This is a genomic window from Cellulosimicrobium sp. CpK407 (assembly GCF_051844275.1).
Lineage (GTDB): Bacteria > Actinomycetota > Actinomycetes > Actinomycetales > Cellulomonadaceae > Cellulosimicrobium > Cellulosimicrobium cellulans_G.
The window spans coordinates 1-13,453 of sequence record NZ_JBGNYC010000081.1 but is presented as its reverse complement, the minus strand read 5'-3'; the positions used below and the strand labels follow the sequence as shown (position 1 = coordinate 13,453).

The following is a 13,453-nucleotide window of genomic DNA, read 5'->3' as shown; positions in this document are numbered from 1 at the left end:
GGTCGGCGTCGGGTCCGGGGTCGGCGTCGGGTCCGGGGCGGGCACGGAGCCGCTCGCCCCGGAGTAGAGCGTCGCGACCTCGGCGCCGGTGAGTGCGCGGTCGTACAGCCGGACGGAGTCCACGGCGCCCTTGGTGGCCCGCGTGCCGTTGGACTCGGCCCCGATGCCCAGCGGGAGCGAGCTCGTCCCGATGCTCGCCGGTCCGGCCTTCGAGGCCTGCTCGACCCCGTTCACGTAGATCCGCATGCCGGTGCCGTCGTACGTCCCGACCAGGTGCACCCACGTGCCGTCCGTCGGGTACGTCGAGGTGGCGTCGACCCGGTACGTGTCCCCCGACGACGCGTGGTTGAGCCGCAGGAACGGCTTGCCCCCGCTCGCGAGCCCGAGCTCGTAGCCATCGGTCGTCCCCTGCGCGGCCTTCTTCACCACGTACTGCGTCGCGAGCTGCTCCGGCCGCACCCACGCGGCCACCGTCATCCGCGTCGTGAGGTCGAGGGTCGACGCGTCGGGCACGCGGACGTAGCCGGTCACGCCGTCGGACCGTACCGCGGTCCCGCTCCGGCCCGGGACCCAGGTGGCCGCACCGACCAGGGAACCGGTGTTCGCCCAGCCCGAGGCGTCCGCCGTCGAGAGCCCCTGGCCCTCGTCGAGGTCCCACGCTCCCACGAGCCCGTCCGGGGAGGTCACCGCCACCCGGACCGTCGCCGGGGCCGACCACTGCCCGCCGGCACCGACCCGGAACGTGAAGGAGTCCGCGCCCGCCGAGGCCCCCGGCGTGTAGGTGAACGCGCCGGTGGACGTGCTCGTCAGCGCGACCGTCCCGCGCGTGGGCGGCGTGACGACCTGGAACTGCGGGGTCGCGCCCTGGGGCACCGTGGCCGCGAGCGTGCCGGAGACCGGCTGGCCCAGCGCCGTCGTGACCGCGACGTCCTGCGCGACGGGGGCCGGCGTGGGCTGTGTCGTCCCGCCCTGGAACAGGGTCGTCACCTCGGCCGCCGACAGCGCCCGGTCGTACAGGCGGACCCCGTCGACCGCACCCTTGACGGGTCGGTAGCCGTTGCCCTCGGCGCCGATGCCCAGGGGCGACGTGTTCGTGCCGATGCTCGCGGGGCCCGGCTTCGACGCCTGCTCGGCGCCGTTCACGTAGATCCGCATGCGCGTCCCGTCGTACGTCCCGACGAGGTGCACCCAGGTGCCGTTCGTGGGGTAGGACGACGTCGCGTTCACCCGGTAGGTGTCGCCCGAGCTGTTCTCGTTGAGGCGCAGGAAGGGCTTTCCGTTGCTCGCGAGCGCCAGCTCGAACCCGTCCGCGGCGTCGTTCGTGGCCTTCTTCACCACGTACTGGGTCGCGGCCTGCTCCGGGCGCACCCATGCAGCGACCGTGAGCCCCGTGCTGACGTCGAGAGCCGCCGAGTCCGGGACCCGGACGAGACCTGTCGCGCCGTCCGAACGCACGGCGGACCCGGAGACCCCGGGGACCCACGACGACCCGCCGACGAGCGTCCCGCCGTTGCCCCACCCGGAGGAGTCGGTGGTCACGAGCCCCTGACCCTCGTCGAGGTTCCAGGCACCGACCAGACCGTCCGCGGACGACACGCGCACACCCACGGTGGCAGGAGCCGACCACAGTCCTCCGTTGCCCACACGGAACGTGAACGAGTCGAGCCCGCTCGCGGCCCCGGCGCGGTAGGTGAACGCGCCCGTGGTGGTGTCGAACGCCGTCAGGGTGCCCGCCGTCGGCTGCGTGACGACCTGGAACGTGAGGGGGTCGTCGGTCGTCGCCTGCGCGCCGAGCTTCCCGCTGACCGTGCCGCCGACCGTCGTCGCGACCGTCGAGTCCTGCGCCGTCGGTGCACCAGCCGGCGTCCAGGCGAGGCGCGCCGCACGCGCCGTCGTGGCCGAGGCCGCCATCACCAGCACCTCGCCGGGGACGTTCGACTTCGTCGCGGTGGCGTTGTTCCACGAGCCCTCGAGCACCGTCTCGGCCGCTCCGGAGAAGTCGGGAGAGAGCCGGGAGGTCTCCTTCACGAGGATGTCGTCGAGGTTGGTGCTGCGCGTGTACACGACGCGGAGACGGTCGGTGACGTCGTCGACAACGACGATGCCGCGCGTGCCGATCCGGTCGACCTCGTACAACGGGTCCCATGCGCCGTCGGGATGACGGACCAGGAGGCCGATGACAGTCTTGTCGGCCGAGTTGTACGACGTCTTCACGGCCGCGTAGAACGTCCCGTCGTCGGCCACGGCGACGTTGAGGTGGTCGTCCGCCATGCCACCGCCGACCGGGAGCGCGGACCCCGCCGCGGGGACCTCGTCGGCCGTCCACGTCGAGGGGGACGCGCCGTCGACGTGCGTCCGGAACCCGAACCGCTGGGTGTTCTGGTTGGACCACAGCACCCCGACCTTCTTGCCCGGCATCGCGGTGACGACGGCGATGTCGTCGTCCGTGATCCCCGACGCGACCGTGACCGGTGCCGAGAACGAGGCGTAGGGCGCGTCGCTCCAGCGCACCTGCACCTGGCTCGCCGTGTCCCAGGCGACCCACATGCGGCCGGTCGAGTCGATGTCGATGGTCGCGGTCTCGCTGCCGGGTAGCGAGACGGCCGTCGCGCCGGCGCGCGCGGCCCACGGGACGTAGGCGTTCGACTGCGGGTCCCGCTGGATCGAGACGAGGGTCGTGGTCGGCCCGTGGAGCAGCACGTGCGCGACGTCGCCGACGGCCTTGACGTCCGCGCGCACGTCGGTGCGCTCGGAGATGCGCGTGACGTTCGTCCAGGTCTTGGCCACCGCGTCGTACCGCCAGACCCACGTGCCCGCGGGCGACGTGCTGGCCGAGGCGAGCACCGCCCACCACGTGCCGCCCGCGGACCAGAGCTTCGACTGGGGCTTCTCGCCCGTGTTCCCCGTGAGGGGGATGCCGGTGGACGTGACCGCCGCCGCCGCGGGCTCCTCCGGGAGCGCCGCGTCCGCCGGTGCGGGCGGCTGCCACGACAGGGTCAGCAGCCCAGGGTCGGGCGACTTGGCGGAGACCTCGACGAGGTACTCCTCGCCCGCGGTCGCGTCGAAGGTCACCGACGAGGTCCGGACGTCACCCTCGTCGTCGTTCGTCGCGACGGGAGCGCTCGTCGCCGTGCCCGGGTAGACCGTGAGCACGGTGTCGAGCTCGCTACCGTGCGTCGAGAACGTGATGGGACCGCTCGTCGGGGCCGTCCACCGCCACCACATCGACGAGGCGGACACGTCCGGTCCCTCGGGGCCGGACTGGTCGGGGGCGAAGTTCGCCGCGACCTCCTGGCCGACGGCACCGCCGATCGCGACGCTCTCGGCCTCGGTGTCGCCGACGACGTCGATGAGCTGCGAGGTCCCGGCACCGCCGGGGGCCCCGGGGAGCGCCACCCCGATGCCCACGAGCACGAGCGCACCCGCCACCGCGCCGGCCGTCGCGACGAACCATCGCCGACGCGTGGCCCCGGACGGTCGAGGATCGTGTGTGCTGTGCGGCATGTGGTGCGTCCTGCTTCTCGCGTGTGCTCGTCGAGACTGCGGCGACACCGCGTGACCGCCGCCCCCTGCACGCACCCTCAGGCGAATCGAACCACTCCTGGAGCGTCGAGGGCGACCTCCCGTCCGGAAGTTCACCCGCCGCGGGCGTCCCCGGCGACCGGTTGGTGCCCCCTGTCCGTCATTTCACCCCCACGGCCCGGCCGTCCGGCGCGCCCGGCGGAGTAGCGTGGGCCGACACCCAGACCGTCTCCTACGGAGGACCTCGATGCGCATCTCGGTGGTCGGTTGCGGGTACCTCGGCGCCGTGCACGCGGCCAGCATGGCGTCCCTCGGGCACGACGTCGTCGGCGTGGACGTCGACTCCGACAAGGTCACCGCGCTCACCGCGGGCCAGGCCCCGTTCTTCGAGCCCGGACTACCCCGGCTCCTCGAGCAGGAGGTCGGCAGCGGCCGCCTGTCCTTCACGACGGACGTGTCGCGCGCGGCCGGGGCGCGGGTCCACTTCGTGTGCGTCGGCACACCGCAACGGCAGGGCGAGTACGCGGCGGACCTGCGCTACGTCGACGCAGCGGTCGAGTCGCTCCTTCCGCACCTGTCCCCGGGCGACCTCGTGGTCGGCAAGTCCACGGTCCCCGTGGGGACCGCCGCGCGTCTCGCCGCGCGCGTCCGCGAGGCCCAGCCCGGGGCGCGCCTCGTGTGGAACCCGGAGTTCCTCCGCGAGGGTCACGCCGTCCAGGACACGCTCCACCCGGACCGCCTCGTGTACGGCGTCGAACCGGGCGACGACGGCACATCGGAGGGCGTCCTCGACGAGGTCTACGCGAGCGTCCTCGCGGACGGGACGCCGAAGGTCGTCACCGACTTCGCGACGGCCGAGCTCGTCAAGGTCGCCGCGAACTCGTTCCTCGCGACCAAGATCTCGTTCATCAACGCCATGGCCGAGCTGTGCGAGGCCACCGGGGGCGACGTCACGGTCCTCGCCGACGCGATCGGGCACGACGCCCGCATCGGGCGCAGCTTCCTCAACGCCGGTCTCGGGTTCGGGGGCGGGTGCCTGCCCAAGGACATCCGCGCGTTCATGGCCCGTGCGGGAGAGCTGGGCGTCGACCAGGCGCTGTCGTTCCTGCGGGAGGTCGACTCCATCAACATGCGTCGACGCGTGCGGATGGTCGACCTCGCGCGCGAGGTGTGCGGCGGGTCGATCGTGGGCCGCAACGTCGCGGTCCTCGGCGCCGCCTTCAAGCCCGACAGCGACGACACGCGGGACTCCCCCGCGCTCAACGTCGCGATGCAGATGCACCTCCAGGGCGCGCACGTCGTCGTCACGGACCCCCGCGCGATGGAGAACGCGCGGCGCACCGCGCCGGAGCTGAAGTTCGCGGCGTCCGTCGAGGAGGCGGCGCAGGAGGCCGACGTCGTGGTGCTGCTCACGGAGTGGCGCGAGTACCGCGACCTCGATCCTCGCGCGCTGGGCGAGCACGTCGCGCACCGGCGCGTCCTGGACGGCCGCAACGCGCTCGACCCCGCCGTCTGGCGCGACGCGGGCTGGACGTACCGCGCGCTCGGGCGCCCCTGACTGCGCGGCCACGACGGCGACGTCTGCCGGCCACGCGCCTCAGCTCGTTGCCGCCGCCGTCGCCGCGACCGTGGCGCCCACGAGGATCGCCGCGGTGACCTCCTCGACGTAGGCGCGCACCGCCTCGCTCGCCCAGCTCTGCCGCGCGATCTCCCGCGCACGGGCGTCGACGGCGCGGCGCCGCGGCCCCGTCGCCTCGTGCCCGGCGTCGGCCACGGCCGGTGCGCCGGGCGCCCCGCCCGCCGCGAGCACCCGGCCCGCCTGCCCGGTCGCCGCGAGGATCGCGACCAGGGCGGCCGTCCGCAGGTCCGGCGCACCGCCGTCGACCAGGACGCGCCACAGGTCGGCCCGCACGCCCTCCTCGTGGCGCGTGTCCGCCGCGGGCCAGCGCGTGGTCGGGAAGATCCCGAGCACGCGGCCCTCCTCACGTCGCAGGACCCCGCGCTCGGCGAGCGAGGCGATCGCGCGGGACGCCGGCCTGAGCTTCGCGAGGGGCGCCACGAGCGCCTTGGGCTTCGACCCCTCGCGCGACCGCACGACGGTCAGCGCCTCGTCGAGCAGCGCGTTGCCGGTCGGGGACGCGTCCCGCACGACGATGCGGCCGATCCGCCCGCCGTCGCCGTCGCCCGCGAGGTCCGCGCGCCCCAGGAGCGCCAGCTCGACGAGGAGCGCCCCCGCGGCGACCTGCTCGCGGTACGAGGCGTCGACGACGGCCTTCCCGGTCACGTCGTCGAGCGTGAGCAGCAGGTAGTCCTCGAGGATGAGCATGGTCCTCACGCTACGGCGCGCACCGGCCGGGGACACCTGCCTTTTGTCATGGCCGAGGCGTGCGAGGCGCACGGTCGCCCGCTGCGCGACGTCAGTCCGCGAGCTCCCAGCGGACGGTGACGCTCGCACGGACCTCCTGCGTGCCGGGCTCGACGACGAGCGCGTCGCTCGCGGCCTTGGCAGCCATCAGGCGCGGCACCGGGCCGGGCCCGCCGACGTCCTCGCGGACCTCCACGACCGGGCCGAGCGAGCGGCCCGCGAGCCGGGCGTACTGCTCCGCGCGCGCACGGGCGTCGGCGAACGCGGCGTCGCGCGCCGCGACGGCGAGCGGGCCGGGGTCGCCGACGGCGAGGCTCGTCGAGTCGAGGCGCGCGACGGGACCCGCCGCGTCGAGCGCGGCGCGGACGATCTCGCCGCACGCCGCGACGTCGCGCACGGTCGCGCGCAGGGTGAGCCGTGCCGTCGTGCGCGGGCCGTCGTCGCGCTGCTCCGTCCACGTCGACGTCTGGGACGTGCGCACGTCCGCGGCGTCGACGCCCGCCGCGACGAGCGCGTCACGCGCCGCGGCGAGCCCCGCGTTCGCCCGGTCGAGGGCCTCCTGGACGCCGGGCGCGCTCGACTCCGCGCCCAGCTCGACGACCGCGACGTCCGGTGCCGCGGTCACCGCCCCCTGACCGGTGGTCGTCACTCCCGAGCCGCCCACGACCCCTCCCGTCAGCTGTTGCCGTCGAAGAGCGAGGTGACCGACCCGTCGTCGAACACCTCGCGGATGGCGCGCGCGACGAGCGGCGCGATGGAGAGCACGGTGAGCTGCGGGAACTGCTTGTCCGCGGCGATGGGCAGCGTGTCGGTGATGACGACCTCGCTCGCCCCGCACTCGGAGAGGCGCTGCGCCGCCGGGTCGGACAGCACGCCGTGCGTCGCCGCCACGATGACCGACCGCGCCCCCGCGGCGAGGATGACGCGCACCGCCTCGGCGATGGTGCCGCCGGTGTCGATGAGGTCGTCGACCAGCACGCAGTCGCGGCCCTCGACGTCGCCCACGACGCGGTTGGCGACCGCCTGGTTCGGGCGCGTCACGTCGCGCGTCTTGTGCACGAACGCGAGGGGCCCGCCGCCGAGCTTCGCGGCCCACTGCTCGGCGACGCGGATGCGGCCGGCGTCCGGAGAGACGACCGTGACGTTCGACGTGTCGACGCGCGTGCGCACGTAGTCGGTGAGGATCGGCATCGCCCACAGGTGGTCGACCGGGCCGTCGAAGAAGCCCTGCGTCTGGGCGGCGTGCAGGTCGACGCTCATGAGGCGGTCCGCGCCCGCGGCGGTGAACAGGTCGGACATGAGGCGGGCCGAGATCGGCTCGCGGCCGCGGTGCTTCTTGTCCTGGCGGGCGTAGCCGTAGAACGGCTGGACGACCGTGATGGTCCGGGCCGAGGCGCGCTTGGCCGCGTCGACCATGAGCAGCTGCTCCATGATCCACTGGTTGATCGGCGCGGTGTGGCTCTGGAGGATGAAGACGTCGGCGCCGCGCACCGACTCGCCGAACCGGACGTAGATCTCGCCGTTCGCGAAGTCGTACGCGGTGGTGGGCAGCAGGTCGATGCCCAGCTCCCGCGCGACGTCGTTGGCCAGCTCGGGGTGCGCGCGCCCCGAGGCGAGGACGAGGGACTTCTCCCCGTTGCCGGCGATCGTGCTGCTCATACCAGTGGGTTCCTTCGGTGGTGTTTCCGGGTGCGGGGTAGGTCTGAGGAGGTCTCGGCCGGTCGCGGTCAGTCTGCCGTGGTCGCGGGGCGACCGCCACGCAGCGCCTCGAGCGTGTGCTCCAGCTCGGGCCCGGGCGGCGGCGGGGTCGGGCGCTCGGCGGTCGCGGCGGCGCTCTGGTCCGCGAGCTGCGCCTGGGCCTGCGCACCGAGCGGCGGCGCCTCGGGGTCGCTCGCGCGCGCGGCGGCCGCGGCGTCGGCCGCCGGGGTGCCGGGGCGGCGGCGCTCGACCCAGCCCTCGATGTTGCGCTGCTGCCCGCCGCTCACCCCGAGCGCACCCGCGGGCACGTCGCGGCGGATGACCGAGCCGGCGGCGGTGTAGGCGCCGTCGCCCACGGACACCGGCGCGACGAACATGTTGTCCGCGCCCGTGCGCGCGTGCGAGCCGATCACCGTGCGGTGCTTGTGGACGCCGTCGTAGTTGACGGTGACCGACGCGGCGCCGATGTTCGTGTGCTCGCCGATCGTCGCGTCCCCCACGTAGGACAGGTGCGGGATCTTGGAACCCTCGCCGATCTCCGCGTTCTTCGTCTCGACGAACGTGCCGATCTTGCCCTGGGCGCCGAGGACGGTGCCGGGCCGCAGGTAGGCGAACGGGCCGACGGACGTGCCCGCCCCCAGGACCGCGAGGCTGCCGTGCGTCCGGGTCACCGTCGCGCCCGCGCCGACCTCGGTGTCGGTGAGCGTCGTGTCCGGACCGATCGTCGCGCCCTCGGCGACGACCGTCGCCCCGTGGAGCTGCGTGCCGGGGAGCAGGGTCACGTCGCGCGCGAGCTCGACGTCGACGTCGACCCACGTCGTCGCCGGGTCGACGACGGTCACGCCCTCGCGCATCCAGTCCTCGAGGATCCGGCGGTTGAGCTCCGCGCGCAGCGTCGCGAGCTGCACGCGGTCGTTGACGCCCTCGACGATCGTCGGGTCCGCCGAGACGAGCGCCCGGACCGTGCCGCCCTCGGCGCGCGCCGCCGCGACGACGTCCGTCAGGTAGACCTCGCCCTGCGCGTTGTCGCGGCCGAGCGTGCCCAGGCCGCGCCGCAGGACCGCGGCGTCGAACACGTAGATCGACGCGTTGACCTCGCGGATCGCGCGCTCGTCGGCCGACGCGTCCTTGTGCTCGACGATCCGCTGCACGTCGCCCGACCCGTCGCGCACGACGCGCCCGTAGCCGGTCGCGTCCTCGAGCTCGGTCGTCAGCATCGTCACCGCGTTGCCGTCCACGACGTGCGCGGCGAGGAGCTGGGCGAGCGTGCCGCCGTCGAGCAGGGGGGTGTCGCCCGCGGTCACGACCACGGGGCCCTCGAGCCCGTCGCCGAGGCCGCGCCCCTCCTCGCCGTCGGGCACGCCGTGCAGCAGCGCCTGCGCGTGGGCCTTGGCGTCGAGCGCGGCGAGCGCGCACTGCACCGCGCGCCCGGTGCCGGGGATCTCGTCCTGGTCCACGACCACCGCGTCCGGGTCGACCGAGAGGGCGTGCTCGGCGACGCGGTCGCGCTCGTGCCGCACGACGACGGCGAGCCGCGCCGGGTCGAGCGAGCGCGCCGCGACGAGCACGTGCCCGAGCAGGCTGCGCCCCGCGAGCGTGTGGAGCATCTTCGGGGTGGACGACTTCATCCGCGTGCCCTCGCCGGCGGCGAGGACGATCACGGCAGCGGGGGCGACGGCGGGGTCGGTTCCCTGCTGAGCTTCCATGGGTGTTCCCCTCGGGATCGGTGGCACGAGCTCCGCCCCCAGGACTCGAACCTGGACCAAGGGCACCAAAAACCCTTGTGCTGCCGATTACACCAAGGCGGATCGGACCCGGCGACGCTCGCGCCCGGTGCGTTCCCGGGCCACGACGGGCGGGGTGGGTCCGGGAACAGTCTGCCAGGTCGCTCCCCGTGCCCGACGCCGGTCGTGCCCGTCTCGTCCGGTCCGCACCCCGGTCCCCGCTCACCGTGGTAGTTGCCTGCGCCACACCCGTGCGCGTGCGCACGCGGGGCGCGGCGGCGGGTGCACGGCATGATGGACCCCGTGGCCGAGTCCAGACGCACCCCCCGATCCCGCATGACCGCGAGCCAGCGGCGCGAGCAGCTGCTCGCCGTGAGCCGCGGGCTCTTCGCCGAGAAGGGGTTCGAGGGGACGAGCGTCGAGGAGATCGCCGCGCGCGCCGAGGTGTCCAAGCCCGTCGTGTACGAGCACTTCGGCGGCAAGGAGGGCATCTACGCCGTCGTCGTGGACCGCGAGGTCCAGGCGCTCACGGCGGCGCTCTCCGGCGCGCTCGACGAGGGCGGCCACCCCAAGGTCCTGCTCGAGCGCACCGCGCTCGCGCTCCTGTCCTACATCGAGGCGTCCGAGGACGGGTTCCGCATCCTCGTGCGCGACTCCCCCGTCGCCCAGGCCACGGGGACGTTCTCCAGCCTCATCGGCGACGTCGCGACCCAGGTCGAGCACCTGCTCGCCCACCAGTTCCGCACGCGCGGTCTCGACCCGAAGGTCGCGCCCATCTACGCGCAGATGCTCGTCGGCATGGTCGCGCTCACCGGGCAGTACTGGCTCGACGTGCGCTCGCCCAAGAAGACCGAGGTCGCGGCGCACCTCGTCAACCTCGCGTGGAACGGCCTCGCGGACATGGAGAAGCGCCCGCACCTCATCACGACCAAGTCCTGACGCGTCCGTCCACGGGGCGCCCGGGGAAACTTCTCCGAACCCGCGTCATGGCGCCCGGGCGCACCCGTCTCTCCTTGCGGAAGCACGAGACCGACGAAGCGGGGGCACTTCATGCACGGGCACGACCGGTCCACCGACCGCACGCACGAGGACCGTCGGGACGAGATCCGTCCCACGGTCTGGGGGTACTCGACCTGGACGACGGCGCGCTGCCTCCACGGGGCCGTCGCCGGGGCGCCGGACCGCATCGTCCAGCGCACCGACGTGCTGGTCCCCGGCCTGACCCCCCGCGAGCTCGACCGGGTGCGGCGGCACGCCGAGTGGCACGCGTCGGTCGACGGCGTGCGCCTGGGGCTCGTCGCGGGCGCGGCGACCGCGATCGCCGCGGTCCTCGTCGGGCACGCCCTGGAGCCCGTCGCCCTCGTCCTCGTCGCCGCGGTCCTCGGCGTCTCGGCCGCGCTCCTCACGCGCGTCCTCCTGCACGTCGCCGGCCCCCGGCTCTCGCGCGTCGAGCGCCGGGCCCTGCGCGACGCCGTCGAGATCCGACGCGTGCGCATCGCGCCCCCGACGTCCGCGGGCATGCGCGTCCTCGTCGCGATGAGCGCCGTCGAGTCGGTCTCCGCGCGTCTCGACGAGCGGGAGGCCGCGATCGCGCGCGAGCTCCTCTGGGCCGCGCTCGACGCCGTCCGGCGCGACGACGTCGCCGACGTCGACCACGCGACCGGCGCGATGCTCCGCCTCACCGTGCGGGCCGCGCGCTCCCCCCTGCCGCCCGTGCGCGACGAGCACCGGGGCTGAGCGCCCGCCCCGGTCCCGGGGACGGCCCGCCCGGGCCGTCGGGTGGGTGCAGGACGTGACATCTGTCCCGTGCCGGACGCGCGACCCCGTGGTTGTCTGGGGCGCATGGCGACACTCGAGATCGACTCGCTGACCAAGACCTACGGCGACGTGCGCGCCCTGCGCGGGACGTCGTTCGACGTGCGCGCCGGGGAGATCTTCGGCTTCGTCGGCTCCAACGGCGCCGGCAAGACCACGACCATGCGCATCGTCCTCGGCGTGCTCGCCGCCGACGGCGGCGAGGTGCGCTGGGACGGGCGGCCGATCGACCTCGCCGCGCGGCGGCGCATCGGCTACATGCCCGAGGAACGCGGGCTCTACCCGCGCATGAAGGTCGGCGAGCAGCTCGTCTACCTCGCGCGGCTGCACGGGCTGTCCGCCGCCGAGGCGAAGGACGCGATGGAACGCTGGACCACGACCCTCGGCGTCGAGGCCCGCCGCGGCGACGAGGTGCAGAAGCTCTCGCTCGGCAACCAGCAGCGCGTCCAGCTCGCCGCCGCGCTCACCCACGATCCCGAGCTGCTCGTGCTCGACGAGCCGTTCAGCGGGCTCGACCCCGTCGCCGTCGACGTCATGAGCAACGTGCTCCGCGACCGCGCCGAGGCGGGCGTCCCCGTCGTCTTCTCCTCGCACCAGCTCGACCTCGTGGAGCGCCTGTGCGACCGGGTCGGGATCATCAAGGACGGCGCGATGGTCGAGGTCGGCACGATCGACGAGCTCCGCCGGACCGAGACCGAGAGGTGGGTCGTGGACGGGCCGCCCGGGGCGACGTGGATCGGCGCCGTGCCCGACGCACGGGCCGTCAGCCTGGAGGGTTCCCGCACCGTCGTCGAGCTCGCGCAGGACGACCGGACCGCGGGCGACGGCGCCGCCGTCGACGGGGCGAGCGGGCGCGAGCAGGCCGTGCTGCGCGCGGCGCTCGCCGCCGGACCGGTGCACGAGTTCTCGCTCGTCCGGCCGTCGCTCACCGAGCTGTACCGCGACGTCGTGAGCGCCGAGGAGAAGCCGGCCGCCGCGGCCGCCGAGACCGTGGAGGTGGGGGCATGAGCACGGGGACCTCGTTGACGTCCTGGGGCGCGATCCGCCTCGTCGCGAGCCGCGAGATCATGACGCGGCTCCGCTCGAAGTCGTTCGTCTGGCTCACCGTGATCCTCGTCGGCGCGGTCGTGCTCGGCGGGCTCGTGCTCAACGCCGCGAGCTCGTCCGGCCCGACCGCCGAGCGCGTCGGCGTCACGCCGCAGACCGCCGCGCTCGCGGAGTCGATCGAGGCCACGGGCGGCACGCTCGGCACCGAGGTCGAGACCGTCGACGTCGCCGACGACGCCGCGGGCGAGGCCCAGGTGCGCGACGGCGACCTCGACGCCCTCGTCACCGGCTCCGCCGACGCGCCCACCGTCGTCGTGGACACCGAGCTCTCCCCCGGCCTCACGGCCGTCTTCACGACCCTCGCCCAGCAGACCGCGCTGTCCGACGCCGTCGCGAGCCTCGGCGGCGACCCCGCCCAGGTCGCGGGCGACATCGCGACCGCCGAGCCGACCGTCCGCACGATCGGCGAACCCAGCGAGTTCGACCCGACCCGCTACGTCACCGGCCTCGTCACCGGGATCCTGCTCTTCATGGCCATCATGATCAGCGGCCAGCTCATCGCGCAGGGCGTCGTCGAGGAGAAGACGAGCCGCGTCGTCGAGCTCCTGCTCTCGACCGTCCGGCCCTGGCAGCTCATGGCGGGCAAGGTGCTCGGGATCGGCCTGGTGGGGCTGGGGCAGGTCGCGCTCGTCGTGCTCGCGGGCGTCGGGACCGCGCTCGGCCTCGGCCTCGTCGACACGTCGACGATCGACCTCGGCACCGCGGCCGTCTGGGCGCTCGTGTGGTTCGTCGTCGGGTTCGTGAGCTACGCGCTCCTCATGGCCGGCCTCGGCGCGCTCGTCTCGCGCCAGGAGGACGTCGGCGCCGTCACGACCCCCGTCACGTTCCTCATGATCGTGCCGTACGTCGTGGGCATCTCCGTCGCGCCCTGGGCCCCGGACAACCCGCTCGTCGTGTGGCTGTCGTTCGTCCCGCTGTGCTCGCCGCTCCTCATGCCCGTGCGCATCGCGCTCGGCAGCGCCGAGACCTGGGAGGCGCTCCTCGCGCTCGGCCTCTCGCTCGCCGTCGTCCCCGTGCTCGTGTGGCTCGCCGCGAAGATCTACTCCAACGCGGTGCTGCGCACCGGCGCCCGCGTCCGGCTCAAGGACGCCCTCCGCACCACCTGACCCGGGGCCACGCGAGGTAGAACCGTGGTCGGCCGAGGTAGAGCCCTGGTCGGCCGAGGTAGAGCCGTGGTCGCGCGGGGTAGAGCCGTGGCCATGCCCGACGGCGTGTGGTCGCG

At 74.3% G+C, this 13,453-nt stretch carries 10 protein-coding genes and 1 tRNA gene; 5 read left to right on the top strand and 6 right to left on the bottom strand.

From position 1 onward, the window contains the following. On the bottom strand, positions 1-3,504 hold a 3,504-nt coding region (locus tag ABWU78_RS20465; RefSeq protein ID WP_439159355.1), incomplete at its 3' end, for a LamG-like jellyroll fold domain-containing protein. 265 nt (positions 3,505-3,769) lie between these two features. Between ABWU78_RS20465 and ABWU78_RS20460 the strand changes: the two genes are divergently transcribed. Further along, positions 3,770-5,080, top strand: coding sequence for a UDP-glucose dehydrogenase family protein (locus tag ABWU78_RS20460; RefSeq protein ID WP_439159354.1), 1,311 nt, complete (start codon positions 3,770-3,772; stop codon positions 5,078-5,080). A gap of 39 nt (positions 5,081-5,119) precedes the next feature. On the opposite strand, the gene ABWU78_RS20455 is transcribed toward ABWU78_RS20460, so the two are convergent. The 5 genes from ABWU78_RS20455 to ABWU78_RS20435 form a co-directional block, all read right to left on the bottom strand. Continuing rightward, entirely contained in the window at positions 5,120-5,848 is a 729-nt protein-coding gene (locus tag ABWU78_RS20455; protein ID WP_439159353.1) for a GOLPH3/VPS74 family protein, read from the bottom strand. 91 nt (positions 5,849-5,939) lie between these two features. Beyond that, complete coding sequence (locus ABWU78_RS20450; protein ID WP_308202310.1) at positions 5,940-6,536, bottom strand: SIMPL domain-containing protein; 597 nt, start codon at positions 6,534-6,536, stop codon at positions 5,940-5,942. A 26-nt stretch (positions 6,537-6,562) separates the two neighbouring features. Further along, entirely contained in the window at positions 6,563-7,546 is a 984-nt protein-coding gene (locus ABWU78_RS20445) for a ribose-phosphate diphosphokinase (RefSeq protein ID WP_253052885.1), read from the bottom strand. A gap of 68 nt (positions 7,547-7,614) precedes the next feature. Continuing rightward, on the bottom strand, positions 7,615-9,291 hold the full coding sequence (glmU, locus tag ABWU78_RS20440; protein ID WP_253052883.1) for a bifunctional UDP-N-acetylglucosamine diphosphorylase/glucosamine-1-phosphate N-acetyltransferase GlmU: 1,677 nt from the start codon (positions 9,289-9,291) through the stop codon (positions 7,615-7,617). A gap of 30 nt (positions 9,292-9,321) precedes the next feature. Further along, positions 9,322-9,393: transfer RNA gene (locus tag ABWU78_RS20435), tRNA-Gln, on the bottom strand. 252 nt (positions 9,394-9,645) lie between these two features. Here ABWU78_RS20435 and ABWU78_RS20430 point away from each other — a divergent pair. From ABWU78_RS20430 to ABWU78_RS20415, 4 genes are all read left to right on the top strand, one after another. Further along, on the top strand, positions 9,646-10,248 hold the full coding sequence (locus ABWU78_RS20430) for a TetR/AcrR family transcriptional regulator (protein WP_253052881.1): 603 nt from the start codon (positions 9,646-9,648) through the stop codon (positions 10,246-10,248). A 111-nt stretch (positions 10,249-10,359) separates the two neighbouring features. Further along, positions 10,360-11,046: a hypothetical protein gene (locus ABWU78_RS20425; RefSeq protein ID WP_253052879.1), complete on the top strand. Its 687-nt coding sequence runs from the start codon at positions 10,360-10,362 to the stop codon at positions 11,044-11,046. 105 nt (positions 11,047-11,151) lie between these two features. Continuing rightward, on the top strand, positions 11,152-12,132 hold the full coding sequence (locus ABWU78_RS20420) for an ABC transporter ATP-binding protein (protein WP_253052877.1): 981 nt from the start codon (positions 11,152-11,154) through the stop codon (positions 12,130-12,132). Then, on the top strand, positions 12,129-13,337 hold the full coding sequence (locus ABWU78_RS20415; RefSeq protein ID WP_253052875.1) for an ABC transporter permease: 1,209 nt from the start codon (positions 12,129-12,131) through the stop codon (positions 13,335-13,337). The genes ABWU78_RS20420 and ABWU78_RS20415 overlap by 4 nt, the downstream gene beginning before the upstream one ends. Positions 13,338-13,453 lie beyond the last annotated feature (116 nt).